20 protein-coding genes are annotated in these 24,147 nt (G+C 65.6%); 8 read left to right on the top strand and 12 right to left on the bottom strand.

The window, feature by feature from the left end; translation table 11 throughout:
• Positions 1 to 306 precede the first annotated feature (306 nt).
• Positions 307 to 2,400, bottom strand: coding sequence for a putative bifunctional diguanylate cyclase/phosphodiesterase (locus SOM28_RS00785; RefSeq protein WP_320466855.1), 2,094 nt, complete (start codon positions 2,398 to 2,400; stop codon positions 307 to 309).
• Positions 2,401 to 2,814: 414 nt separating this feature from the next.
• Between SOM28_RS00785 and SOM28_RS00790 the strand changes: the two genes are divergently transcribed.
• The 3 genes from SOM28_RS00790 to SOM28_RS00800 all read left to right on the top strand — a co-directional run bounded on the left by SOM28_RS00790 (position 2,815) and on the right by SOM28_RS00800 (position 5,767).
• The gene (locus SOM28_RS00790) at positions 2,815 to 3,432 is read left to right on the top strand and encodes a phasin family protein (protein WP_320466856.1); all 618 of its coding nucleotides are present in this window, start codon (positions 2,815 to 2,817) and stop codon (positions 3,430 to 3,432) included.
• Positions 3,433 to 3,549: 117 nt separating this feature from the next.
• Complete coding sequence (locus SOM28_RS00795) at positions 3,550 to 4,497, top strand: extracellular catalytic domain type 1 short-chain-length polyhydroxyalkanoate depolymerase (protein WP_320466857.1); 948 nt, start codon at positions 3,550 to 3,552, stop codon at positions 4,495 to 4,497.
• An 88-nt stretch (positions 4,498 to 4,585) separates the two neighbouring features.
• Positions 4,586 to 5,767: a PAS domain-containing sensor histidine kinase gene (locus SOM28_RS00800; RefSeq protein ID WP_123069598.1), complete on the top strand. Its 1,182-nt coding sequence runs from the start codon at positions 4,586 to 4,588 to the stop codon at positions 5,765 to 5,767.
• Positions 5,768 to 5,924: 157 nt separating this feature from the next.
• On the opposite strand, the gene SOM28_RS00805 is transcribed toward SOM28_RS00800, so the two are convergent.
• Both SOM28_RS00805 and SOM28_RS00810 read right to left on the bottom strand, forming a co-directional pair.
• Complete coding sequence (locus tag SOM28_RS00805) at positions 5,925 to 6,173, bottom strand: hypothetical protein (protein ID WP_148043992.1); 249 nt, start codon at positions 6,171 to 6,173, stop codon at positions 5,925 to 5,927.
• A 198-nt stretch (positions 6,174 to 6,371) separates the two neighbouring features.
• Positions 6,372 to 6,614: a hypothetical protein gene (locus SOM28_RS00810; RefSeq protein ID WP_123069600.1), complete on the bottom strand. Its 243-nt coding sequence runs from the start codon at positions 6,612 to 6,614 to the stop codon at positions 6,372 to 6,374.
• A gap of 107 nt (positions 6,615 to 6,721) precedes the next feature.
• Between SOM28_RS00810 and SOM28_RS00815 the strand changes: the two genes are divergently transcribed.
• The 4 genes from SOM28_RS00815 to SOM28_RS00830 all read left to right on the top strand — a co-directional run bounded on the left by SOM28_RS00815 (position 6,722) and on the right by SOM28_RS00830 (position 9,139).
• Positions 6,722 to 6,928: a hypothetical protein gene (locus tag SOM28_RS00815; protein ID WP_148043993.1), complete on the top strand. Its 207-nt coding sequence runs from the start codon at positions 6,722 to 6,724 to the stop codon at positions 6,926 to 6,928.
• Positions 6,929 to 6,994: 66 nt separating this feature from the next.
• Positions 6,995 to 7,612 carry a PAQR family membrane homeostasis protein TrhA gene (gene trhA, locus SOM28_RS00820; RefSeq protein ID WP_320466858.1) on the top strand — a complete coding sequence of 206 codons (618 nt, stop codon included), beginning with the start codon at positions 6,995 to 6,997 and terminating at the stop codon, positions 7,610 to 7,612.
• Between the two features lie 202 nt (positions 7,613 to 7,814).
• On the top strand, positions 7,815 to 8,051 hold the full coding sequence (locus SOM28_RS00825) for a hypothetical protein (RefSeq protein ID WP_320466859.1): 237 nt from the start codon (positions 7,815 to 7,817) through the stop codon (positions 8,049 to 8,051).
• 44 nt (positions 8,052 to 8,095) lie between these two features.
• Positions 8,096 to 9,139, top strand: a complete 1,044-nt coding sequence (locus SOM28_RS00830; protein WP_320466860.1) for a GGDEF domain-containing protein — start codon at positions 8,096 to 8,098, stop codon at positions 9,137 to 9,139.
• A 43-nt stretch (positions 9,140 to 9,182) separates the two neighbouring features.
• Here the strand turns inward: SOM28_RS00830 and SOM28_RS00835 are convergent, their stop codons facing one another.
• The 5 genes from SOM28_RS00835 to SOM28_RS00855 all read right to left on the bottom strand — a co-directional run bounded on the left by SOM28_RS00835 (position 9,183) and on the right by SOM28_RS00855 (position 16,482).
• Positions 9,183 to 11,288 carry a TonB-dependent receptor gene (locus SOM28_RS00835; protein WP_320466861.1) on the bottom strand — a complete coding sequence of 702 codons (2,106 nt, stop codon included), beginning with the start codon at positions 11,286 to 11,288 and terminating at the stop codon, positions 9,183 to 9,185.
• 40 nt (positions 11,289 to 11,328) lie between these two features.
• On the bottom strand, positions 11,329 to 12,831 hold the full coding sequence (locus SOM28_RS00840; RefSeq protein ID WP_320466862.1) for a DUF3526 domain-containing protein: 1,503 nt from the start codon (positions 12,829 to 12,831) through the stop codon (positions 11,329 to 11,331).
• Complete coding sequence (locus tag SOM28_RS00845) at positions 12,828 to 14,309, bottom strand: DUF3526 domain-containing protein (RefSeq protein ID WP_320466863.1); 1,482 nt, start codon at positions 14,307 to 14,309, stop codon at positions 12,828 to 12,830. The genes SOM28_RS00840 and SOM28_RS00845 overlap by 4 nt, the downstream gene beginning before the upstream one ends.
• The gene (locus tag SOM28_RS00850; protein WP_123069606.1) at positions 14,257 to 14,961 is read right to left on the bottom strand and encodes an ABC transporter ATP-binding protein; all 705 of its coding nucleotides are present in this window, start codon (positions 14,959 to 14,961) and stop codon (positions 14,257 to 14,259) included. The genes SOM28_RS00845 and SOM28_RS00850 overlap by 53 nt, the downstream gene beginning before the upstream one ends.
• A gap of 363 nt (positions 14,962 to 15,324) precedes the next feature.
• Positions 15,325 to 16,482, bottom strand: a complete 1,158-nt coding sequence (locus tag SOM28_RS00855) for a sensor histidine kinase (RefSeq protein WP_320466864.1) — start codon at positions 16,480 to 16,482, stop codon at positions 15,325 to 15,327.
• A 230-nt stretch (positions 16,483 to 16,712) separates the two neighbouring features.
• Between SOM28_RS00855 and SOM28_RS00860 the strand changes: the two genes are divergently transcribed.
• Complete coding sequence (locus tag SOM28_RS00860; RefSeq protein ID WP_123069607.1) at positions 16,713 to 16,958, top strand: hypothetical protein; 246 nt, start codon at positions 16,713 to 16,715, stop codon at positions 16,956 to 16,958.
• Here the strand turns inward: SOM28_RS00860 and SOM28_RS00865 are convergent.
• The 4 genes from SOM28_RS00865 to SOM28_RS00880 form a co-directional block, all read right to left on the bottom strand.
• The gene (locus tag SOM28_RS00865) at positions 16,939 to 18,924 is read right to left on the bottom strand and encodes an NPCBM/NEW2 domain-containing protein (protein WP_320466865.1); all 1,986 of its coding nucleotides are present in this window, start codon (positions 18,922 to 18,924) and stop codon (positions 16,939 to 16,941) included. The genes SOM28_RS00860 and SOM28_RS00865 overlap by 20 nt on opposite strands.
• 54 nt (positions 18,925 to 18,978) lie before the next feature.
• Positions 18,979 to 20,367 carry a DUF4832 domain-containing protein gene (locus SOM28_RS00870; protein WP_320466866.1) on the bottom strand — a complete coding sequence of 463 codons (1,389 nt, stop codon included), beginning with the start codon at positions 20,365 to 20,367 and terminating at the stop codon, positions 18,979 to 18,981.
• The gene (locus SOM28_RS00875) at positions 20,367 to 23,213 is read right to left on the bottom strand and encodes a TonB-dependent receptor (protein WP_320466867.1); all 2,847 of its coding nucleotides are present in this window, start codon (positions 23,211 to 23,213) and stop codon (positions 20,367 to 20,369) included. The genes SOM28_RS00870 and SOM28_RS00875 overlap by 1 nt, the downstream gene beginning before the upstream one ends.
• Before the next feature lie 389 nt (positions 23,214 to 23,602).
• On the bottom strand, positions 23,603 to 23,995 hold the full coding sequence (locus SOM28_RS00880) for an EAL domain-containing protein (RefSeq protein WP_414675114.1): 393 nt from the start codon (positions 23,993 to 23,995) through the stop codon (positions 23,603 to 23,605).
• Positions 23,996 to 24,147 lie beyond the last annotated feature (152 nt).

Genomic DNA, 24,147 nt, shown 5'->3' on the forward strand with positions numbered 1-24,147 from the left:
GCCACATTTAAACGGAGAAAATCATGAGCAAAAACCAGGACGCGAAGAAATCGACCAAAAAAGAACCTGCCAGGACCGCAAAGGAAAAAAAGGCGGACAAAAAAATAAAGAATGCGGAGAAATTGCGCCAGCAATAAGATTCTTAAGGCGACATCATCGCCAGCCTGTGTTTGCCGCGACAGTGACCGCGGGCCGTATGGGGCAGCGAACACGCCGGCACGAGATTCCCCGCTCGCCGGCGGCAGTGGACGATGCCATGGCATCGACACCGTGACATGACACAGTGCAGGGCGCAGGGCAGGGCGTTCAGCAAGGCCATCCATTGCCGAGCATTGCCTGCATCTGGGCTGCGTTCACCGGATGGCTGAACAGGAAGCCCTGGCCCTCGTTGCAGTTGTGGTCCTTGAGAAAAGCGAGCTGCGCTTCGTCTTCGACGCCCTCGGCGATGACGCGCTGGTGCAGGTTCTTGCCCATGTCGATGACCGCGATGACGATCGCGCCGTTGCATCCCGCCCCCGTTCCCGACTCGATCGCCCTGACGAAGGACTGGTCGATCTTGAGCACGTCGATCGGGAATTCATTCAGGTAACTGAGGCTGGAGTACCCGGTGCCGAAGTCGTCGACCGCGATCTGTACGCCCATTGCCTTGAACTTGGCCAGCAGCAGGGCACTGGCGGCGACATCGTGCATCAGCACGCTCTCGGTCAGTTCGAGCTGGATACGTGTCTGGTCCACGCCGGTGGCATCGAAGATCGCGAGCGCGTGCGTGAAAAAATCCCGATGGCGAAATTCCACAGCAGAGATGTTTACCGCAACCGATACATTCGGGATGCCAATGCCGCGCCAGCGAACCAGTTGCGCGCACGCTTCGCCCAATACCCAGCGCCCGATTGGAACGATCAGGCCGCATTCTTCGGCAATCGTGATGAAGCGCTCCGGCATCACCAGTCCCCATTCCGGATGCTCCCAGCGCAGCAGGGCTTCGACACCGGTAATGCAACCGGTTTGCAGGTCGACCTTGGGCTGGTAGTGCAGCCTGAATTCGGCGCGACCCAGTGCTCGGCGTAGATTGGTTTCGACCAGTTGTCGCTCGACGGCGCGGGTGTTCATGTCCTGGCGGAAGAACTGGTAGTTATTGCGCCCCAGGTCCTTGGCATGGTACATGGCGGTGTCGGCGTTCTTGATCAGGGTGGCGGCATCGGTCCCGTCGAGCGGGAAGGTGCTGATGCCGATACTGGTCGAGGTATGCAGCTCGTGGGTGTCGATCACGAATGGCGCCGATAGTGCCAGCAGGATCTTGTCAGCCGCCAGCGCCGCATCGCGCGCACGCCGTTCATTGGCCAGCAGGATCACGAACTCGTCCCCGCCATGGCGGCTGACCGTGTCGGACGTACGCACGCAGGCGACCAAACGCTGCGATACCGCCTGCAGCAGGCGATCGCCCATCGCGTGTCCCAGGGAGTCGTTGATGTGCTTGAACTTGTCCAGGTCGAGGAACAGCAGCACCGGGGCGGTGTCGTTGCGCCTGGACATGGCGATGGCCTGGGTGATGCGGTCGCTCAGGAGGGCGCGGTTAGGGAGGCTGGTCAGGAAATCGTGCTGCGCCAGGTGCCGCATCTTGGTCGTCAATGCCACGGTGTCGGATATATCCCGGAACACCATTACGGCGCCAACGAGTTGCCGATCCCAATCGTGGATGGGCGCGGCAGAGTCTTCGATCGGGATGCGCCGGCCCTGACTTGAAACAAGGATGGCGTTGCCGCTCAGGCTCGCGGGCTGGTCGGTATGCAGGATGGCATCGACGGGGCTGGTGATCGTGCGTCCGCTGTCGGCGTCGACCAGATCGATCACTTCCGCGACGGGCCGTCCGCGTGCCTCTTCGCGCGACCAGCCGCAGACCAGTTCGGCCGCAATATTCAGGTAATCCACGCGCCCGGCCATGTCGACCGAGACGACGGCATCGCCGATCGAGTTGAGCGTGATTTCGGCACGTGCCTGGGCAACGTAGAGACCGCGCTCCACTTTCATGCGTTCGATGATGTTGCGCAGCGACTGCGGCACCAGGTAATTGTCGAAGAAACCCTTCGACAACCAGCCCTGGGCCCCGCGTTGGACCGTCTCGACGGCATCGGCCTCGTCGTCGGGTGCGCATAGTATGAGGATCGGGGTATGACGTGCCGCCGCGTGCAAGCGGTCGAAGCATGCCAGGCCCTGACTGTCCGGGAGCAGCAGATCGACCAGGATCACATCGATCTGGCCACCCTCGATGCGGCGCAGACCATCCGACAGGGTAGCTGCGTGTTCGAGAACGAAAGGGCCATCGCGTGCATTGCCCAGCGCCTGGCGCAGGCTGCCGACGTCGTGGGCATCGGGGGAGAGGATGAGCACTCGATAAGGCATGACGTCTCCGGCTGGCATCGGTGGTTACCTCTTCGCGCATCGAGCAAATTGTTTCGCATGGGCCGGGATTGCGTCAATACAGTATAGCAACCAGCATCTAATTGTCAAATTTGTAATAATAAATAGCTTAGCGGTACATCTGCTTGTCAACGGCGCTGCCGCTGCATCCGCGCATCCGCTGCGGGACCTTCGCGGGCAATGTCTTGCCGACTGCCATCGCCCGAAAATAGATATGCGAATCGGCCGCCTGGACGCGTAAAAGAGCGCATAGTGCAAAGGTCACACGCGATCTGCCCTGATCGTCATCTCCCAGTCGGCACCTGCCGTGCTGCCATTCCCGCCAGATATGTCAACGCACTGCGTCCGGCGCTCGCATGACCATCGCCATCGATTCCATTCCTTGAAAGGTACGCCATGTATCCGTTTCCCCAATCCGTCAATCCCGCCCTGCGCTCGCATATCGACGCCCAGAGCGCCTTCCTGAACGAGCTGTCGCAAACAATGTTGCGCTCTTTCCAGCAGGTCTTCCAGCTCAATATGCAGTTTGGCCAGACCCTGCTCGAGGAGGCCACCGGCACCGCCCAGCGCATGCTGAGTGCCGATCGTCCCACCGACGCCCTGTCGGCGGCGGCCTCGCGCGCCCAGCCCGCCACCGACAAGCTGCGTTCGTACCAGCAGGAGTTGTCGCAGTTGGCCGCCACCGCCCAGGTCGACCTGACCCGCGCGAGCGAGCAGCATGTGCAGGAAACCTCCCGTACCGCGCGCGCGCTGGCCAGCGAAGTCACCCGCGCGTCGGCCGAGGAAGCCGACAAGAGCCTGCGCCAGCAGGAGGAAACCGTCAAGAACTCGCGCGACGCGTTCTTGCAGGAGGCGCAGCGCGGCGCCAGCATCGGCGCCGACTACCTGAACCAGCTCCAGGGCGAGGCCGCAGGCGCGAAGCCCGATGGCCAGGCCGGCCCGCCGCACAACCCCGGCAACGGGCAAGACGGCAATGGCCTGGCCGGCAACACTGTGGCGTCGCCACCACGCTGATCTTCCATCCTCGCCCGGGCCCCGGGGGCAAGCCTTGCGGCGGCGCCGACCATGCGGTCGCGCCGCCGCTTGCGTCTGCACGACTGATTTGCATCACTTTATTGGGGAAAGCGAACCATGTTTAACATCTTTTTCGACGCCTGGTCATCGCTGGCCCTGCCCTGGAGCGGCGCCCCCGCCCAGTGCATTTCCGGTAGCCGGTTCAGCCACGGACTCGATGAGAACGGCGAGCGTGCGCTGCACTATCGCCTGTTCATTCCCGGCGACGAGCGCGGCCCGATGCCGCTGATCGTCATGCTGCATGGTTGCGGCCAGGACGCTGCCGATTTTGCCGCCGGCACCGGCATGAATGCGCTCGCCGAAAAGCAGGGCTGCCTGGTCCTGTATCCGGAACAGTCCTGTAGCGCCCACTACAACAAGTGCTGGAACTGGTACGACCGGGCCCATCACCGGCGCGGCGAAGGCGAGCCGGCACTGATCGCGGGACTCACCCGGCGCATCATGGCCGAGCATGCGGTCGATCCCGGTCGTGTCGCGGTCGCCGGCCTGTCGGCGGGTGGCGCCATGGCAGTCATTCTTGGGCGAACCTATCCCGACCTGTTCAGCGCGGTCGGCTGCCACTCGGGACTGGCGCACGGCAGCGCCGGCAGTGACGCCGGCGCGCTGCTGGCGATGCGCACCGGCGCCGCTGCGCCGGCACCGGTTGCGTCCAGTGCGCATGCCGCCGCGTCAGTCATCGTTTTCCATGGCGATGCCGATGCGACGGTCCATCGCATGAACAGCGGCGGCGTGATACGCCAGTTTCTCGACAGCCATGCGCTGCACCGGCGCGCGGTGGATGCCGGCGTCGCCGTGGAGGCGGAGACAGGACGCAGCGGCGGGCGGGCATTCACCCGCCACGTGCATCGCGAACGCTCGGGCGGCATCGTGGCCGAGGAATGGACCGTGCACGGGGCCGGCCACGCCTGGTCGGGCGGTGACGCGCGCGGCAGCTATACGGATGCCCTCGGACCGAACGCCAGCCAGGAGATGCTGCGCTTCTTCATCGGCAGCATGGATGCCTGAGCGAGCTCGGCGGCGGTACAGATGACATGCACGCCCGTGCGTGTCCTACGTCGGCACGCGGCGCCAGCGTCCATCATGATGTACGACGATGAAACCGGGAGCCGCTGTGGCACGAATACCTGAAAGGCGGCACGCCAGGGACCGGCGCGGCGATACTGCGCTGGATGCCCATGGTCTGCTGATCGGGCAGATTGCCTGTCCTGCGTACTGTTGTACTCCTGACGGGGCCGTACGGTACGCCAACGACTCCGCCAGGCGGCTATGGGGCGTCTGCCCCGATCCGGACGAGGATGAGCGCTGGGACGGTTTCAAGGCGCTGTACCGCCCGGATGGCAGCGCGCTCGACAGGCCGGCATCGCCGGCCGCGCTGGCGGCGCGCACCGGACTTGCCCAGCCGGCCGCCGAACTGCTGGCCGAGTCTGTCGACGGGGGCCGGCGCTGGGTGGTGATCCATGCACGGCCGGTGCTCGACGCCGATGGCGCCAGCGCAGGCGTGCTGTGCTCCCTGACCGACATCAGCGAGCAGCGGCGGCTCGAAGACCAGGTGAAGTTCGTGCATGACAGCCGGGCCGGCTTTCTGCACGTGCTGGCGCATGAATTGCGCAATCCATTAGCCCCGGTCATGGCGGCGGCCACGCTGCTGCAGCGCCGGCCCGGCGCCCCGGGCATGGACCGCATGGCCGGCGTCATCGCGCGCCAGACCAGGAAGCTGGCGCGCTTCGTCGACGATCTGCTCGAAGGCTCGCGCATCGAACAAGCCGGCGACACGCCGGTGTTCAAACGCGCCTCCAACCTGGACGAGGTGCTGGAGAACGCGTGCGACGTTGTCGGCTGCGTCCTGAGCGAACGTGGCCAGACGCTCAAGTTGAGAATTCCTGCGCAGGGACAGGTGCGGGGCGCCATATTGTGGTGCGATCCCGAGCGGCTGGCCCAGGCGCTCGGCGGCGCCCTGCTCAACGCCAGCCAGTTTTCCGACGATGGGGCCGCGATTTCACTGGCGGTGGCGGTCGATGGCGTTTTTCTCGAGCTGCTGGTAAGCGACCACGGGATCGGCGTCGAGGAAGGCGAACTACCCCTGTTGTTCCAGCCGTTTCGCAAGTTCGCCCCGCATCCTGCTCGCGCTGAATCCGGAGCGGGACTCGGCCTGGCCGTCGCGCGCAGCGTGAGCCGGGCGCATGGGGGGACGGTGTCCGCCGACAGCGCCGGGCGGGGGCAGGGCTTGCGCCTGAAATTCGTGCTGCCGGTGGTACTGGACGCGACGTCTGCCTGAGCCGGACCTGGCGCCCCAGGCCCGCCTCGCGCCCGCCGGGCCAACGGCGCGCCTGGCAGCGGGCAATGCGCGCGGGCTGGGATACCGGTCACGAAACTCTGCAGGAAGAGCCCCGCTCGCTTTCGGACAGCATGGACATGGCGCGGGCGGCCGTGGTTCAGCCGGGCGGGCGAGGGGAGTGTCGGAGAAGCGCCGCATCGATCCTGGCTTTTGCGATGCGGATCACGCTCAGGTGTGCGTTCGCGGCGCTGCGTTGTGGATTGACGAGCGAACCTCTGACCGTGCGCTCCCCTTGCTTGAACGCGTGGAAGTGTCCCAGCCACATCTCGGGCTGATTCTGCGACGGCGTGGTTGCCCACTCGATGCTATAGCCAAGGTATGGCTCGTCGAGCATGGTGAATTCCATGGGGTTCGTGTCAGCGCGGTTTTGCATGATTGCCCGAATGTTGACGCATATTGTGCGGGTCGGACGCGCGCATCGTACCAATGGGAGCGCCCTACGAACCTTTGCCGGCCATGGGTGAAAGTGGCGCTGGATGGTCGCCATGCCGCTGTCGGTGCGGGACTGGACAGGCGCGCGAGCACGCAAAAGCATGCCGGCGCTTCAATGAATATGTGGAATGTGTCGGTTGTCGATCCACTTGCGCGCATTGTCGAAGGAACTGTTGACGGCTTCTTCGACGGTCAGGAAGCCCTTGGTCCCGGTCGCCTGGTGATGGCAGAGGGGGAAAGTCGCATGTTCGCTTTCATAGATCGTGAAAATGGCCATGAAGCGTCTGCGGATCGTTTCGACCGGATTCGCCACAATGGTATAGCCTTTGTAATGGGATTTTGGCTCGGCGTGCATGGAATGCTCCTTGGTCAGGAAACCACAGTAGCACGAAACCATGTACCCGCTTCATCTGGCAAAAAATATAATACTTGTGTTCATCGGGGGGAATGCTAGACTGGCAAATGCATACCCGTATCGATCGCCTGAATGCCATCTTGATCGATGCGATCGTGAGCAACCATCGCGCTCGCGGCATCCGAGCCACAGCCGAAGCGCTGGCGACAAATCACGTTTCGCTGGAGGTGGCGCTGCGTGTGCTGACCCGGCCATGGCGGCGGCGGGTCGCGCGCACCGCAATCCCTGTTTTCGGGCATCGCTTACCCGAGTGACGCACCCTGGCCGGCCATGCAAGGCTGTCCGCACGCAGGCCGGGCCTTGCATGCGAAAGGCGGCGCATGGTCCAAGGTGAACGCTTCAACAGCATCACCCATGCCGTGGGGGCGGTGGCCGCGGTCGTGGGCGGCGTGCTGCTGGTGCACGTGGCGGCGCGCAGCGGCGATGTCTGGAAGGTCGTCAGCTTCAGCATCTACGCGGTCACGCTGTTGCTGCTCTACCTGACCTCTACCCTGTATCACAGCCTGCGCGGCGCAACCAAGGACGTACTGCGCAAGATGGACCATTGCGCGATCTACCTGCTGATCGCGGGCACGTACACGCCATTCACGCTGGTGGCGCTGCGCGGTGCCATCGGCTGGGCCATGTTCGGCGTGGTCTGGACCCTGGCCGTGCTCGGTATCGCGCAGGAGCTCCTGTATGCCGGACGGCGGCGCGTGCTGTCGCTCGTCATCTACGTCGTGATGGGTTGGCTCGCCATCGTCTGTACCGTTCCTCTGGTGGATGCGCTCGGCCGCGCCGGCTTTGCCTGGCTGGCTGCGGGCGGCTTGTGCTACACGGCCGGTATCGTGTTTTATGCCACCGACCATAGGGTGCGCCATGGTCACGGGATCTGGCATCTGTTCGTCCTGGCCGGCAGTATTTGCCACTATATCGCCGTGCTGTTGCATGTGGCCTGAGGCCTGAGGCCTGAGGCCGGCCACGGCGCCACGGCCGCCATCCGCCCGCGGCGATGGCGGACGGCATGCCCGATGCACCGTTACGAAAAGCGCTGGTCCCCTGGCAATGCGGCGCGTATGATCGATCGCACTGGCGTTTGAAACAGTTGCAGGCATTATTCCGATGTGTCGCTCAGTTTCGGCCGATTGTGATGGAGAATCGATGCTGATCAACGAGCGCCAGCGGCGCCGGGACGGGCCCGCAGCGAATGCCGTCGCACGCGGGCTGAATATCCTGGCAGCGCGCAATGCCGAACTCGCTATTCGATACATGCGCTACAAGCAGGTTCCCGAGCATGTGATTGCGCGCGTGCTCGGCCATCCCGGCCTGCGCCGCCGGGAGAGCGAGGGACAATCGGTCTCGGAAGCGATTACCCCGTCGTCACCAGACGATCAATAAGCCGCAGCCGTGGCTGCGGACCAAACGCAAGCGGAGAGCTACCGATGACACACATGACCGAACCGAGTCCAGACCTGGAAGCGCGGCAATTGCGCGCATTGCTCACCATGTCGCGTGAATTGATGCAAGTCGACAAGCCCGGCGCCGCGCTGGCGCTGGCAGGCCGGGCCATGGCCGAACTGGCGCACATCGACAGTGCCTTGCTGCTGGTGCGTGGCGAGATCAACGAATGCATCGATTTCGACCGTGAGGGCAGGCCGGGCAAGGCGACGTCAGACCACGATTGGTACCGCATGGCGTTGGCCCGCCTGGACAGCGGACCGGAACATGCAGCGATGGTGGACCGGCGGACGATGCTGGTTGGCGTGCCGAGCCGGCACACCATGGCCGTGCTGGCCGCCGGCTGGACGGGCGACGCGGCGCCGGACACCTGGGATGAACGGCACAGCCTGCTGGGCACGATTCTCGAATTGTCCATCGCGACCCTGGGCAGGATCTCGGCGCGCACCTCGCTCGAGGCCCTGGTATCGGTTCAATACGAACAGATGGCGGGCAGCGCCCTGGCGCATGCCGACGAACTGGCGCGTCGCGACGAATCCGACGTTGCAACGCGCGCGCTTGCGCTGACCGACGTCCTGACCGGCCTGAACAACCGGCGCGGCTTCTTCGCCCAGGCCGAGCACATGTTCAAGCTGGCCCGGCGCAAGCAGACCGGCTGCGCCGTGATCTATGCCGACATCGACGGCCTCAAGCTGGTGAACGATCGGCTCGGCCACGCCACCGGCGACAGGCTGATCCAGGACGCGGCCAGCGTGCTGCGCGAATCCCTGCGCGACAGCGACGTGCTGGCACGCTTCGGTGGCGACGAGTTCGTCGCATTCGCACTCGACGACGCGCATCCGCGCGTGATACTGGCACGGCTTCAGGACAATCTGCGCGCGTTCAACCTGATGCAGGAACGCACTTACCTGCTCGGGGTGAGCGCCGGCGCGGTGCAATGCGATCCGGGCAGCGGCACGGCATTGCTCGACTATGTGCAGTCTGCGGACCGGGAAATGTATCTGCACAAGCGCAGTTGCCTGCATTAGACGAACGCCCCGTCAGTCGCTTTCCCCTTCGCCTTCGGTCGCGTCAGAAGAAATACCGTAGCGACGCACCCCCGCTGGCCTGCGGCACGGTAGTGACCACCAGAGCGCCCGCCGTGCCATAGGCGATGTCGCTGGCGAACTTGTGCGGCTGCAGCGTCGCGAACAGCGCACCCTGGAACTTGCCGATGTCGTAGGTCGCCTTGACGTCGTGGCGCACATAGGTCGGCATACCGCGTTGATATAGCGGCGTGCCCATGTAGTAGGGATTGCCGGCCGTGACATACACGTCGCCGGCAAGCGTCAGCCGGCCCGGTCCCAGTGCGCTGCGGTACTGGGCGCCGGCCTTCCAGGTGTGTTCCGGCACCGACAGGCGGGCGCCGGCGCCGGGGGCCGGGTTGTCCAGTTGCGCGCGCAGGATGCGGCCGTAATTCAGGTAGGTACTGAAGGCGCTGCTGAACTGGTAGCGCAGGTCGAGCTCCACGCCGCGGCGGGTGGTCTGGCCCGAAGCGACAAACACGTCGGGCGCCGTGTTGACGATCTCGTCGTCGTTCTGGATATAGTAGAACGCGCCGGACACGCTCAGGCCGCCGAGGGGCCTGGCGTTGAAACCGACATCGTGCGAGCGGACCCGGCTCGGATCGATGCCGGCGTTGATGCGTCCGCCCGGGGCGCCCAGCGGTCCCAGGCTGCCGCTGGTGCTGATCTGCTCGGCAGCCGGCGAGCGGAAGCCCTGCGCGATATTGGCGTACAGTTCCACGTCGGGCACGACGTTCCAGATCGCGCCGTACTTCGGCGTGAGCACCGAACCCTTGTAGCCGGTCGATGCGGCCGGCAGCTTGAGGTTGACCAGGTCGTAGTCGAACCGGTCGTAACGCGCGCCGCCATGCAGTTTGACGGTGGGCAGTACCCGGTACTGGCCCTGCACGAACACGCCGTAGGTCAGCAGGTCCAGGTCCTGGTTGTTGACGTAGTTGGCGGTCGGCTGGCGGTCGCGGTATTGCTGGCGATACGCATCGCCCTTGTCCTTGCGCGCCTCGGCGCCCAGCGTCAGCACGGCTGCGTCGCCGAAGGTCCAGGTATTGCCGCCGCGCGCGCCGTAGATGCCGCGGTCGTCGTAGCCATAGGTGTGCTGGGTGGTGCTGGTCTGGATCGCGCGGCTGCGCTCGAAGTCCTCGGCGTAGGCAGTGGCGAACCAGCCGGCCTCGCCGGAGGCCGGACGGCGGTTGAACACCAGCGTCTTGCGCTGGGCGGCGCCAAAGCCGGGCAGGTCGTACATCGTCGAATGCGGATCGAGCCCGGCTTCCATGGCCGGCAACGACAGGTAGCCGGCGCCGGCGAAGTCGGACTTGTAATAGGTGGCGCGCAGGCTGTAGACCCCGTCGCCGATCGTGGTCGACAGCTTCCAGAACAGGTTGCTGCGATCGGTAAAGGCGCCGTGGCGGAAGCCATCGAGGCTGTAGCGGTCGGCCACGACCAGTGAGCGCAGCTTGCCGTGCTCGCTGGAGAGCACCAGCGAGCCACGTCGACCGCCATAGCTTTCCACGGTCGCCGTGGCGCTCGATGGCGTGGCTGCGCCGCCTTCGCGGGTACGGATCGCCACCGCGCCGGCGCGATTCTGGTCGCCATACAGGGCCGAGACGGGTCCCTTGATGACGTCGATCGTGTCGATCATGTCGCCGGTCATCCACTCGAGGAATGCCGGGCCGTGGCCCGCGCCACCCTGGCTGGACGGGATGTTCTGCGGCACGCCATCGATGTAGATCGCGGTGTCGGCGCCGTGCGTGCCCTGGGTGGCGAAGCCGCGCATGCGAAAGCCGTTGCCGGTGTCGCCCTGGTCGATATTGTTGGCGACCACGCCCGGCACGCGCCGGAACACGTTCGAAATGTCACGGCCGATGTCCAGTGTGGCCAGGTCTTTGGCGGTCACCGTGGTGACGCCGCCGGGCAACGACCTGGCGCCGGTGCCCGGCGCCAGGCGCTCGTCCTCACTACGCTGCCCCTTGACTTCGACGACCTGGGCCGGGTCGGCGGGCGCGGCGGTCATATCCTCTGCCAGCGCCGGCGCGGCCAGCGCGCAGCTGAGCATGACGGCATGCGGAATCGCGCGCAGGGGCGTAGCGCAGACGGTGGGACGGGTAACGGATTGCAAGATGACTACTCCAGAAACGTGAGGGGGAAATATTTAAAAATCAGCCGCGTTGGCGCCGGCGTTCGCGGCGCAGCGCGAACAGCGCCAGTGCGATGAAGCAGGCAGCCCATGCCGCCAGCAGCCAGGCGCGCGGCGGCATGGCGGCCGGCTGCCCCAGTCCTTCAGAAGGGGTGAAGCGCGGCACCGCGTCGAAGTCGCGAAAGCCGTAGCCGCCCAGGCAGGTGCGCGGGCAGGGCGAGCGCTCATCACCGAGCGCGGCGCGCTGGATAGCGCCCTGGAACCAGTCGCGCAGCGCATGCTGGTGGCGCGCGACCTCGCCGACGAAACGCGCGTGGCGCGCGCCGTCGTTGCCGGCGAGCCGGGAGAAAGCGCCATTCGCCAGCGTCACCGGACTCACGAGGCTCAGGCGCGCGAACAAGGCGCTGCGCGCATCCCTGGCAGCGGCGAACTCGCGCTCGACGCCGGCCATGGTGCGCTCCACCTCTTCGGCACGGTGCAGGCGCGAGACGTTCGACGATACGTCGCCGGGGGCGGTGCGCTGCGGCTTCCATTCCGGGTGGCTGTCGTAGAAGCGCGCCATGCTGCTGGCCGTGTTGGCGTTGACCTGGTCGAGCGCATCGCGCGTCGCCTGGACATAGCGCTCGCGCGGCGGCACCGGCGCAGCCATGCGCGCGCCGGCGTCGAGCGCGGCGGGCAGCACGATCGCGAACAGCAGCCACAGGCCGAAGCCGGCGAAGATCGCGCTCATGCGGTTCGCGCAGGCCGCGCACACGGCGGCGCCGACCGCGGTCCAGAAGGCCGAATACAGCAGCACGATGGCGCTCCAGCTGCCCAGCGCGGCGAGGCCAGCGCCATCGCGCGGCACGGCGCCGCCGAGCAACGCCGCGCCAGCGACGGTCGCCACCAGCAGCGCCGTGGCGAGCAGGTTGCGGGCGCCGGCCTGGGTAAACAGGATGCGGCTGCTGCCGACTCCCTGCAGCAGCAGGCTGCGCAGGCGCAGGCTCTCGCGGTCCTGGGTCAGCACCGAAGCCGACAAGGTCAGCAGCACCAGCGGCCACAGGTAGACCACGAAGAACATCAGGTCGTAGCGCCCGGTCGCCAGGCGCGCCGGATGCTCGATCTCGGTGGCGGTGCGCACCGATTCCATCGACTCGGCGCGCACGCGCACATAGCCGGGCTGGATGTCGGCCTGGCCGATCGCCAGCGCGGCGCCGGGCAGCGCGGGCAGCGCCGCGAATCCGACGTGCTCGCGGAAGGCGTAGCCACGGATGTCGACCGGGGTGCGGAAGTAACGCATACCGGCGAAGGCCGGGTCGTCCGGATCGGCGAAGTACCGCGCCGCCAGTTCCTTGGCGGCGCCGCGCGCGCCGGCTTCCTGGGTGAGCGCTGCCTGCTGCGCGGCCTGGGCATGGCGCTGGAAGCGCGCGCCCTCGAACAGGCCGTACAGCGCCAGCAGCAGGGCTGCGGCGATCAGCAGCAGCGTGCCGCGCTCGCGCAGCAGGGCGCGCAGGTCGAAACGCGCCAGGGCAAGGATGGACATCATTTGACGCTCCCGGTGCGCAGGCGGCGCAGGGCGGCGGCGGCCAGCGCCAGGCCCGCGGCGAGGCCGGCCAGCAGCGGCAGCATCCAGCGCGCCAGCACCTCGCCCATGTCGAGCGCGGCGTAGGTGAATCGGAACGGCGGAATACTGCGCCACAGCGCTTCGCCGGCCTGGTACTTGACGCCGCCACGGTCGGGATTGCGTGCTAGGTCGCTGTTGAGCAAGTCCTGCATCAGGCGCCGGTGCGCCTCGGCCGCCTGCATGAATTCGGTATGGCTGGCGTTGTCGCTCGCCGCCAGCCGGCTCGACAGGCCGCCGATCGCCACCGCCGGCGACAGCCAGGACGCCAGCGCCACCGCCCGGTCCTGCGCGGCCATCGCCGCGAACAGCGGACCGTAGTGGCGGTCGAACACCTCGTTGCCGTGGGCCTCGCTGCGCAACTGGCTGATGCCGGCCCAGTTGACCGGGAGGTCGGCGACATCGTCGACGCCATACTGGCTGAGCAGCTGCTGCTGGTGGCGCTCGGCCTCGGCCGGGTCGTCGGGCATGCCGAGTTCTTCGTCGACCGCCTGGCGGAAGGCCTGCATCGACGGCAGGGGCGCCGCCGACTGCGCCAGTTCGACCGCGGCGCGCGGCAGCACCAGGGTCGCGACGATCCACAGCGTGACCAGTAGCGCCAGGCTGGCGCGCAGGGTCCGGGCAAAGGCCGATACGGCTGTCACCAGCGCGGCCCAGGTGGTTAGATAGACCAGGTAGCCGGCCGCGAATAGCACCCCGCGCATAGCGGCGTCGGCCACCGGCTCGGCGCCGCCGGCGTGCCACTTCACGGCCGCGATGGCGACGATCGCCGGCAGCGACATGGTCAATGCCAGGCAGAGCAGGAGGGCGCCGCGCGCGGTGGCGATCGCGCGCAGCGGCGCGCCGTTCAGGCGCAGCGCGGGCAGCATGCCACGCTCGCGCTCGGCGGCGAACATGCCGAAACCCAGGAAGATCATGGCGGCCGGGGCCAGCACCTGCAGCATCAGGGCCGGGCTGAGGCGAAACTGGCGATCGGCCCCCGCGCCGTCGGCAGCAGGGCGGTACACCATATCGTTCTGACGGTGCGCTTCGAGCCACACGCTGGTGCCGACATAGTGCTCGATGCCGGGATCGAGCGCCGCCAGCGTCGGCAGCGGCTTGAAAACGTACACGCCATAATGGGCGGCGGAGTGGGGGTTCTTGCTGCCCTGGTGGACCCAGCGCTGGGCCTCGGCATCGGCCGCCACCGCGCGCGCGGCGCGGGTGCGGTCGAGGTCGAGCGAAGCCAGCAGCGCGGCGCAGGCGGCCAGCGCCAGGCCGAGCGCCAGCACCAGGCCCACCCGCCAGTCGCGCCGGCGCTCGCGCCAGTCGGCCTGCCAGGCGCCGACGAAGGCGTGGCGCCACACGGCGTCAGGCACGGGCCGCGAGACTGTCGAGGTAATTGCGTTCGAGTTCGCCTGCATTCAATTCTCCGAGTTTCCATTCGCTGACCAGGTGGCCGCCGACCAGCAGCCCGCAGCGGTCGGCCAGTTCCTGGGCGCGCAGCAAATCGTGGGTGGCCATGATCACCGCCGCGCCGTCGTCCGCCACCGCGCGGATCAGTTCGCCGAAAGCGACGCTGGCTTCAGGGTCGAGGCCCGAAGTCGGTTCATCCAGTACCAATACGCTCGCACCCTTGGCCAGCGCCATCACGATGCCGACCTTCTGGCGCATGCCTTTTGAATAGCCATGCGCCTGCCGGTGCCAGGCGTGCTTGGGCAAGCCAACACGCGCCAGCAGCGCTTCGATCTCGCTCGTGGGGAGGCGGCGACCCAGCAGGCGCATGAAGAAGTCGACGTTCTCGACGCCGGTAAGGCGCTCGTACAGGGCGACGTTTTCAGCGATATAGGCGGCGTGGAGGATTGCCGCCTCGGCCGGGGGAAGGGGCGAGCCGGCAAGGGTGATGCGGCCGTGGTCAGGTTTCACGAATCCCAGCAGGCAGCCGATGGTGGTGGACTTGCCGGCGCCGTTCGGCCCGAGCAGCGCATAAACCTGTCCGGCCGGCACGTGCAGATTAAGGTCGTTGACGACGGTGCGCTCGCCGTAGCGTTTGGTCAGGTGGTCGCTTCTGATCATTGGGTGAGGTGGTGAAGGCGGGGCGCCGCGATGCGGGAATCGGAGACGCACAGGGGCCGTCAGGACGATGCTCCTCCTTAATGAGAATGATATCTCATTATCAAAAATGTGTAAATGTTCTGCTCTACACGCCGTCCTGGGTGTAACTGATCATTGCGGCGCGGGGGAAATAGATGAAGCGTCCGCTGGTGATGCGGCTCGTGGCCTGCGGGGAGGGCTGGAGGCGATGAGCGATTCGCCGGATTGTCCCGGCTCGACCATAACCCTGGTGCGAGTCGGTGTATTTCGACGAATCAGGTTTCAGTCCGAATCCGCCGGTGCATGGGCCAGCGCATGCGCGAGTGTGATGGCTACAGCTTGCGCTCAGACGTCCGTCGTTTGCAGGGTGGGCGCCGACCGGACCAGGCGCGCATCCATCGGAATATCGATGACGAAAGTGGTCCCCCGTTCCGCGCTGCTGTCCAGTCCAATGCTGCCGCCATGGCTTTCGGCTACCGCCCTGACGTAGGGAAGGCCGATTCCCCAACCCTGGCGCTGGCCGCGCAAGGCGGCTTCGGCGCGGCGGTACATCTGGAAGATGCATTCCAGTTCGTCCGGTGGAATCGGCTCGCCTTCGTTATGCACGGTCAGCAGCAAGCGCTCGTGGACGTTGCCCAGGCGAATGGTGACCGGCGAGCCAGCGGCGCCGTACTTGACCGCGTTCGAGACCAGGTTCTCCACCGCGCGCTTGAGCGCCGCGCGGTCCCAGCAGCCGCCGATGGAACGGCCATCGAGATGGATACGGGGTCCGTGCGCCGCCAGGGCGTCGGTCTGGACTTCCTTTGCGACCTCCCAGATGTCGACCTTGGCCAGTGCCAGCTGGATGCTCTCGCCGCTGTGGAAAGCCATGGTATTGAGCAGCTCGTCCACCATGGCGGCCATGCGCTGCAGATTGGTGAGCGCCTTGGCGGCCACGGTCTTGACGCGTGTCAGGTCATTGCTCAGAAGGATGAGTTCGAGCGCCGACATGGAAGCCGTCAGCGGGCCGCGCATATCGTGGGTGAGCGCGGCGGCAAAGCGCTCGCGAAAGCCGCTGTGCACCAGCGAGAATGCCTCGACCGCTTCCTGGATGCCCGCGTCGATCGAGGCGTGGATCGTGCGGGCCTCGTGCTGACCGATGTCGACCTGCTCGCGCTGCAATACCTCGAAGATGGCCCAACGCAGGATCTGGTACTCCTCGATCAGCGCCGCATGATCGTAGACGGTGACCCGCGCCCGTTCGCCGCCGTGTTCGGCAGCCACCGAAGTGCCGTCGACCGCCGTGAGGCGCGGATAGTCGGGGCTGATGCTCTGGGCGATGTTGTCGTAGAAGACAGGCAAGGTGTCGATGAGAATGGGATGCTGGACATCACGCGCCTGCACGATCCGTTCGCGCACGCGTGCTTCCCAGGTGGCAAAGACGGCGTCGCGCAAGTCGAGCATGCGCTGCGCCGCCTCGGAAAGGCCGACCCCGGCGCCTTGTTGATCGCTGGCGAAAGTCATCGCCTGCCCATTCGATTGAAACTGTTCATGCGCGCATGGTACGGTAGGCGCACCGCCAGTAGCGACAATTGTAACATGGCGATCTGTAGATTTGACAATACCCGTCTTGCCGGCAATGACCCGCGACGAAAGGGCTCGAATATTCCAGTGAATGACCGTTGGGTTTCTGGCCTTGGACCAATCGCACGCCGTAAAATGCGGTCTTGATCCACCACGTATAAGACATTCGCATGGAAACCACCGACCAGCGTTACCTCGTCCAGCAAAAAAAGCGCACCGAGGAGGGCAAGCCGCCCGTATTCGCCAAAGTAATGCGCAGCAAAGAAGGCAAGTTCGAAGGTGTATCCTTCATCAAGAACAAAGAAAAAGCCACCGTCATGACGGTGGCCGAAGCTCAGGAAGTTATCGACTGGGCTGCCAAGAAGAAAGGCAATGCCCACGAATACGACACCAAGATTATCTGCGTTGGGCAGTAGTCAAGGATCCGGCGTCACGCGTCAATTGAGCATCCCCCCAGGTCGCAACCACAGGCGGCGCGTCGTCCGTCTTTGATCCGCGCACCACAAGTTCAATCACTTTGATGCCGCGTACATCGGCGTTCAATCGAGGCGCCTTGGTTCCAAACGCCACCGGCGCGCTTTCGGCCAACAGCTTTCCATCGCCATACACATAGAAGCGCACCGGCTGCCGGGTGTTCTCGGTCGAATCGTCCACGCCGACCGATGCCGTCAACTGTGCATAGCCGCCATCGTTCTTCACCTGCAGCCGCGAATTCGACAGCACGCCGAGCCCCGACTCGAACACCTGTCCCGCCACCTCCAGGCTCTGGCCATACGGCGTCGTATCCGCCTGCGCGCCACCCCAGCCCGCGTACTGGGGACGCGAGCCGCCGGAGCGGGTGCTCGACCATGGGTCGATCATGCGGTGGACGGTCGGATCGAGTTGCGGTTGCCGGGTGCCGTCGACGGCGACGTTGATCGCGCCCGGGATCTCCGACAGGTACACGCCGTTTTCCAGCTGCCGCTTGCCGGTCGCTTCGAACACCAGCGTCTCGTGCGGCGCGAGCACGAATTCCTTTTCGCCGGTGAAGGTCGCGCTCTGTTTCGACCACAGATCGCGCAGGGTCACCGGTGCGCTGTCGGACAACTTGAGGTGGCCTGCCAGCAGGGTCACCGGCGCCGGCGAGGCGCCGCGGTTGAACAAGGCCACCGCCTTGCGCTCGCCGTTGCCCAGCGTCTTGACGATGATCTGCGCATCGTCCGAGTCGTAGGTGACCACGCCCTGGTGTCCCGCCTTGTCCTGGTTCAGGCCGACCACCTCGGCGTTGCCGATGACTTCGAGGAAGGAGGCCGGTCCGTTGCGCAGGTCATAGCTGAGCAGCAGCGGCGCGTTGATCATCGCCCACAACGAGAAATGCGAGCGCACTTCGACCGGGTTGGCGACATCGAATTCACCGTGGCCGATGTGCAGGATGTCCGGGTCGTTCCATTGGCCCGGGCCGGCGTACAGCGCGCGCTTGGCCGCGCTGTCGAAGTTGTGCAGCATGCTGGTCCAGCTCGGCGTGATGTCGGCGCTGGTGCGCCACAGGTTGCCGACGTCCTTGCCCCAGGTGCGCACGTTCGCCATGCCCCAGGCGCAGATCGACAGCACATAGTCATTGTTCGGCCGCGCTTCCTTGAGCGCCGCGGCCACGTCTTCGTAGCGCGCGCGCACCGCCTTGATATCGGTGCGGTTGATCGAGCCGCGTTCGATCAGCGGCGCCGCCGCGCGGTAGTCCTGTTTTTTCACCAGGTCCGAGCCCGGCAGGAAGTCGGCCAGCCCGCAGGCGTCGATCTTGATGTAGTCGAAGCCCCATTCCTTGAAATACAGGTTGATGTCCTGCCTGACGTGGCCCTCCAGTCCCACCTCGCGCTCGGCCGTCGTGCCCTGCGGCAGGTTGGGCGAATGCAGGTCATAGGCTTGCGAACAGGCGTTGCGTCCGATATCCGTGTAGATGCCGGCTTTCAGGCCCATCGCATGCAGCTTGTCGGTGAATGGCTTGAAGCTGGTCCCGTTCGGCCCGCCGGTGGCTGCAGATGGAAAGATGCCGGTGCGGATCTGCAGCCGGCCGTCGCCCGTGCGGCGCTTCACCCACCAGCCGTCATCGATGTTGACGTGCTTGTAGCCGAGTTTGGCCAGGCCGCTGTCGACCAGCGTTTGCGCGGCGCCGAGCACCTTGCTCTCATCGACTTCGGTGCGGAACGCGTTCCAGCTGCTCCAGCCCATCGGCGGCGTGCTGGCGCTGCCGCTCGTGGCGCCTTCCCAGCGGCCCGCCGGGGCCAATGGGTCGCCGGTGGGCGCGGCATGCGCCGGCGCACACAACAAGGCCACGGCGGCAGCCAGGCTACCGCAGACAAGTTTCCACGGCTTGGGTTGACTCCTCCTGGTCGAGCGCTCTTTCATCCATATCTCCTTATTGTCGTTGTCATTCGATGATAATCGAAAGAAATTTTCGTCTTACTGTACGCGCAGCGTCGTTCCGACGCGGAACGCCCCCAGTGCGTCATCCCATCCCTGCGACTGCGCGGCATCCGCGGCATTGGCGGGACGCACGCTATAGCGGACGTCGCCGGCAAGCGCGGCGGCGCCGTCCGGCAATGCAAGCAGTACGTCGTAGGCGCCGGTGGGCGTGCCGGCGGGTACGGCAAGGCGTGCGTTCACCTTGCTGGTGGTTCCCGGCAGCCAGTCGCGCGGGTCGACCAGGGCCAGGGGAATGCGCACGACCGCGCCGGTCGAGCGGTGCCTGAGCAGGACGTGCACGGCGCGTGGATTGAAGGCGCGCGCCCAGCCCCGGTTGCTGACTGTCAGCGCCAGGTCGCCCGACCGGCCGGCTGCGACCGTGGCGCTGTGCCGCAGCGCCGCCAGCTCGAAGCGGTAGCCCATGCTGCGCCTGACTTGCGCCATGCAGCCCTGCGCCTCCCAGCGCGCATGAAACAGCTCGCGGTAATAGGTGTCGTTCAGGTAGGTCAGGCCGAACTGCCGTCCTTCGCGCAGGATGTCCTCGCAGTTCCCGCGCGGCGTCGGATCGACCGCATCGGCCGGATTGCAGGTCTCGCCGCCGAACGGTGCGACGTTTGATAGCGCCGCGACGTAGTCGCGCTCGCGCTGGCGTGTCGGCGCGTCTTCGCCATAGGTGCCGACGTCCGTGTTAGAGGCCAGGAAGCAGTCGTTGTGCACGCCGATGCGCGCAGCCTTCGAGCCGTCGCGCCAGCGCGGCGCCTGCGGCGCCCACGCCATCAGATAGGGAGGGTAGCGCAGTTGCAGGAATCTGCCTTCCGGCAGCGCCGCGAGCAGCGCGTCGCGGATACGCGTGCGCGCCTCCGGCTGGGTGAGCCGGTTGGACGATGTATGCCATTCTCCCCAGGCCCCGACGAAGCCGGCCTGCAGGTAGGCGATGACGTCCGCATTGGCCGCAAGCACCGGCTCGAGCTGACCGATGTGCTCCAGGACGCGCGCGAGCGGTGCATCCTGCGCTGCCTGGTAGCCGGTTTCGCCCGCCGGGTAGTTATAGATAAAACGCGGAATCACCTTCAGGCCCGCCCGGCGCGCCCTGGCAAGACCTTCGGACAAGTCATCGAGCAGGGCGGCTGGCAGCGCGCCACCGGCATGCCGGTCCAGCCGCACCGGCGCATAGACCAGGCGATAGCCGGCCGCGAACTGCGCATCGGCCTGCGCTTGCGTCCATGCGGCCAGGTCGTCCGCCGCCCAGACATACATGCCGCGCTCGGGATTGGCGATCTCTTCGTCCGTTGCGCGGAACGTGGTCTCGACGGTGTCCGCCGCCTGGGCCGAGAAAAGAACCGCCCCGGACAACAGGGCGGCAAGGGGAGAGACAACAAATCGCATCAGAACTTCAGGCTTGCACCGAGGGTGAACGAGCGGCCATAGCGGTAGTAGCCGTTGGGCAGGCTGACGATGCCGTTGGTCAGCTTCGGCGCCTGCTCTGCATCGGACAGGTTATTGCCTTCGAGGCTGATGCGCAGCGACTTGTTCACCTCGTAGGCGATCTGGGCCGTGACCCAGGTCATCGAGTTGGCCATCTCGTTGAAGCCCGAACCGATCACATTGGTGGCGGTGACGAAGGAGTCGGTGTAGTCGGCCGTGGCGCTCATGCTCCATGGACCCTTCTCGTACAGGACGCCCACCGAGGCGGTCGCCGGCGCGATGCCCTCGAGCGGGCGTTCCTGGCCGTCGACCCAGCTCTTCGACAGGTTGCGCGTGTATTGCGCACGCACGCCGAAGCCGTTGTCCCACAGGTGCTGCAGGCCGATCTCCATGCCGCGGGCCTTGGCGCTGTCGCCATTGATCGGGCGCTGCACGTTGAACAGGCGTCCACCGGGCGCGCCGATGTCCTGGCCGGTCAGCCACTGGTTGGTGATCTGGTTCTTGATGTTCTTCTGGTAGACCGCGAAGGTCAGTGCGGAGCTCTTGGCGTAATACCACTCGAGCGACACGTCGGCCTGGCGTGCGGAGTACGGCTTGAGGTCGGCATTGCCGCCGTAGATCTGCGTGAAGTCGCCCCACGAGATGCTGGCGGTGGTGCTGGACGGCGCCAGCTTGTCGACCGACGGACGCGCCATCGTCTTGGCGGCGCCGAGGCGCAGCTGCAGGTTGTCGGTCAGCGAGTAGGTGAAGTTACCCGATGGCAGTGCGGAGGTATAGCTGGCGTCTTGCTGGATGACCGACGGATCGGCGTAGACGGCAGTGAAGTTGAACGCGCCGTTCTGCAGGATGTCGTTGATCTTCGCGTCCCAGGCCTGGGCGCTGGTCCTGGTGCGCACGAGGCGCACGCCGACGTCCGCGAACCAGCGGTCGCCCGACATGTCCGCCTGCACGAACGCAGCCGTGGTTTTCTCTTCCACGCGGTAGCTTTCCAGCGGGTTGAAGGCGGGCGCCGACAAGGTCGAGCTGTAGACGCCGCCGCCCGGGCGGGGCTGGCCGTCGAGGCCGGCCAGTGCCTGCGCATAGTTGTTGACGTCGAAACCGAGGAAGCTGCGTGGGAAGTTTCCGCTCACGCCGGACAGGAAGCCGCTTGGGCTCAGGGTCTGGTTGATGACGTTGTTGCCCAGGGAGCCCACATTGATCGCATTCTCGCCGGAGTAATGATCCTGGCCCGCATTGAACGCGTTGTTGATCATGTCGCGCGACTTCTTGCGGTTGGTCTGACTGACGCCGAACTTCAGGTTGTCGACGTTGAACCGGTCTACCCGCCAGTCTGCATCCAGCGTCAGGCCACCGATGCGGTCCTTGATATTGTCGCCCGTGCGGCTGTAGTAGTGGGTATTGAAGTCGTTGCCGGTGAACAGGCCCTGGGCCAGGCCGGTCTGCAGGTCGCGGCCGTCGGCCAGCGTGGTCGTCACGTCGGGCACGGAAGAGCCGGTGAGGCGGATGCGCGTGGTGTTGGGCTGGTTCATGCGCAGCACGACATAGCTGTCGTTGCCGCCCGAGTTGCGCTCCGAGGTGGACAGGTAGCCGTCCGCCGCCACCTTGAAGGTCGGCGACACCTTCCATTCGGCCCGGGTGCCGTACATGGCGGTATCCACCACGCGGTACTCGGTCTGGTTCAGGACCTCGGGATTGAGGCGCAGCTCGGGGTCGGTGCTGTCCAGGGTCAGGTCGGTCACCACACCGTTGGAGACTTGCATATTGGACCAGCGGCCCGGCGCGAACAAGGGGTAATACGACAGCTGGTAGCCGACCTGCGGCGAGTCGAGGCGGGTCTTGAAGCCGTCGAAGATCACTTTCACGTCGCTGGTGGGGCGCCACTCCACCTTGCCCGAGAGGGCGATGCGTTCCTTCTTCTCCATGATGGAGCCGAAGCGGAACTGCCCTGGCCCGATCAGGCCTTCTTCTTCGGGATCGAGGATGCCGTTGCCGTTGGGGTCGATGTGGCCGCCCCAGGCGTTGCCGCCCTCCCAGAACTGGCTCGGGTCGCTCGGGATGGCGTTGCGGGTCCAACCGCCATCGTTGCCCGCGGTGTCGGTGCGCACGTCGCGCTTGGCGTAGACCACGCCGAGCAGCACGCCGACCTTGTCATTCCAGGTATTGCTGTAAGTGCCGGACAGTTTCTTGCCGTTGAGGCTGCTCATGTCGTTGTGGTCGCCTTCCAGGCGCAGCAGGCCGCGCTGGCCTTTCTGGTCGAACGGGCTGGCCGAGCGCAGGTTGACGAGGCCGCCGATGGCGCCTTCGACCAGTTGCGCCTGGGTCGACTTGACGACGTCGGCCCCGCTGATGACGTCGGCCGGCAGCACGTCGTAGGCGAAGTAGCGGCCCGCGCTGTCGGTGCCCAGCAGGCGGCCGTTGAAGGTGGTGATCGTGTAGTCGGGGCCGAGGCCGCGGATGCTGACCTGCTGGCCTTCGCCGCCGGCCGTACGCGAGATCGACACGCCGGTGATGTGGCTGAGCGAGTCGGCCACGTTGTTGTCGGGGAAGCGTCCGAGCTCAGTGGCGCTGATGCTGTCCTGCACGACAGCCGAGTTGCGCTTGAGCGCCAGCGACTGCTGCAGACTGGCGCGGGTGCCGGTCACGACGACCTGCTCGACCTTGTCGGGATCGACCGTGGTGGCGTCCTCCTGGGCGCGGGCGGGCGCCGTGAGGGTGGCTAGTGCGAGCAGGCAGGCGGAAGTCAGGGGCTTGAGCACGAGGCGGGCGTGACTGTCGGCGTGCGGGCGGCATTGCATATGAGAACTCATTAAACGCTTCCTTTTTTATAAGTTGTTGGAGCAGTACGGCGAGTGCAGGTACACCGGGAAGGCGGACCGGTCGCGATCACACCATTCGCCGGCCACGGCGCGGGCAAGCTGGTGTGAGTCGAGTGATGCTTTCGTTTGATTTCGTATCACGTTGTCTCTCACGTGTGAAGGTTTCGGTCCTTTGGATATCGAAAGCGTCCGGTATTGCCGTTTCTACAGCGATATTTAGTCTATAGCGAAATCGCGGCGATGACAAAACATCTTTCGATTTTTTTCGAAAGACTTGTTGTATCTGCGTTAAAGCTTTCGTTCGAAAGCTTCATCTGTTTGCTATTAATGTTTGGATGCGTCCTTGGAAGGACGATGGATGCGTCGGGCGGGAGGCGTGGTCAGTGCTTGCGCAGCAGTCCCGCCAACGCTTGTGCTTCCAGCGGCCGCGCGCACAGGCAGCCCCGGCAGGCCTGGCAACCGTCCTCGAGCAGGAAGTCGCGCTGGGCCTCGGTTTCCACGCCTTCGGCCAGTACCTTCAGGCCAAGACTGGAGCCCAGCGCGATGATGGTGCGGGCAATCACCGCATCGTTGGGATTCGTGGTCAGGTCGAGCACGAAGGAGCGGTCGATCTTGAGCATGTCGAGCGGCAGCCGCTTGAAGTAGGCCAGCGACGAATAGCCGGTTCCGGAATCGTCGATCGCGAAAGTCAGGCCGTGGGCCTTGAGGGACTTGATCTTGCGGATCGCGTCTTCCCTCGTGCGAGGCGCTGCAAGCGCCGCTCCGATTTGCACGCGCGGCCGGCGCTGCGATGCAGGCGGACGGCTGTAATTGTTTCAATAGAGGCAAGTACATTTGTACGAATCTGCATTGCTAGGTTACAATATGTCTTTCTGCCGCCAGTCATGGCCTGGCATTCGTCAATGTTCCCCCCCCAGTCGATGCG

The organism is Massilia sp. CFBP9026 (assembly GCF_034045165.1).
Taxonomy (GTDB): domain Bacteria; phylum Pseudomonadota; class Gammaproteobacteria; order Burkholderiales; family Burkholderiaceae_D; genus Telluria; species Telluria arenae.

Coding starts and splice junctions, on each gene's coding strand:
- SOM28_RS00785 (WP_320466855.1), bottom strand. CDS start 2,400: ATGCCTTATCGAGTGCTCATCCTCTCCCCCGATGCCCACGACGTCGGC.
- SOM28_RS00790 (WP_320466856.1), top strand. CDS start 2,815: ATGTATCCGTTTCCCCAATCCGTCAATCCCGCCCTGCGCTCGCATATC.
- SOM28_RS00795 (WP_320466857.1), top strand. CDS start 3,550: ATGTTTAACATCTTTTTCGACGCCTGGTCATCGCTGGCCCTGCCCTGG.
- SOM28_RS00800 (WP_123069598.1), top strand. CDS start 4,586: ATGAAACCGGGAGCCGCTGTGGCACGAATACCTGAAAGGCGGCACGCC.
- SOM28_RS00805 (WP_148043992.1), bottom strand. CDS start 6,173: ATGGAATTCACCATGCTCGACGAGCCATACCTTGGCTATAGCATCGAG.
- SOM28_RS00810 (WP_123069600.1), bottom strand. CDS start 6,614: ATGCACGCCGAGCCAAAATCCCATTACAAAGGCTATACCATTGTGGCG.
- SOM28_RS00815 (WP_148043993.1), top strand. CDS start 6,722: ATGCATACCCGTATCGATCGCCTGAATGCCATCTTGATCGATGCGATC.
- trhA (WP_320466858.1), top strand. CDS start 6,995: ATGGTCCAAGGTGAACGCTTCAACAGCATCACCCATGCCGTGGGGGCG.
- SOM28_RS00825 (WP_320466859.1), top strand. CDS start 7,815: ATGCTGATCAACGAGCGCCAGCGGCGCCGGGACGGGCCCGCAGCGAAT.
- SOM28_RS00830 (WP_320466860.1), top strand. CDS start 8,096: ATGACACACATGACCGAACCGAGTCCAGACCTGGAAGCGCGGCAATTG.
- SOM28_RS00840 (WP_320466862.1), bottom strand. CDS start 12,831: ATGATGTCCATCCTTGCCCTGGCGCGTTTCGACCTGCGCGCCCTGCTG.
- SOM28_RS00845 (WP_320466863.1), bottom strand. CDS start 14,309: ATGCAGGCGAACTCGAACGCAATTACCTCGACAGTCTCGCGGCCCGTG.
- SOM28_RS00850 (WP_123069606.1), bottom strand. CDS start 14,961: ATGATCAGAAGCGACCACCTGACCAAACGCTACGGCGAGCGCACCGTC.
- SOM28_RS00855 (WP_320466864.1), bottom strand. CDS start 16,482: ATGACTTTCGCCAGCGATCAACAAGGCGCCGGGGTCGGCCTTTCCGAG.
- SOM28_RS00860 (WP_123069607.1), top strand. CDS start 16,713: ATGGAAACCACCGACCAGCGTTACCTCGTCCAGCAAAAAAAGCGCACC.
- SOM28_RS00865 (WP_320466865.1), bottom strand. CDS start 18,924: ATGAAAGAGCGCTCGACCAGGAGGAGTCAACCCAAGCCGTGGAAACTT.
- SOM28_RS00870 (WP_320466866.1), bottom strand. CDS start 20,367: ATGCGATTTGTTGTCTCTCCCCTTGCCGCCCTGTTGTCCGGGGCGGTT.
- SOM28_RS00875 (WP_320466867.1), bottom strand. CDS start 23,213: ATGAGTTCTCATATGCAATGCCGCCCGCACGCCGACAGTCACGCCCGC.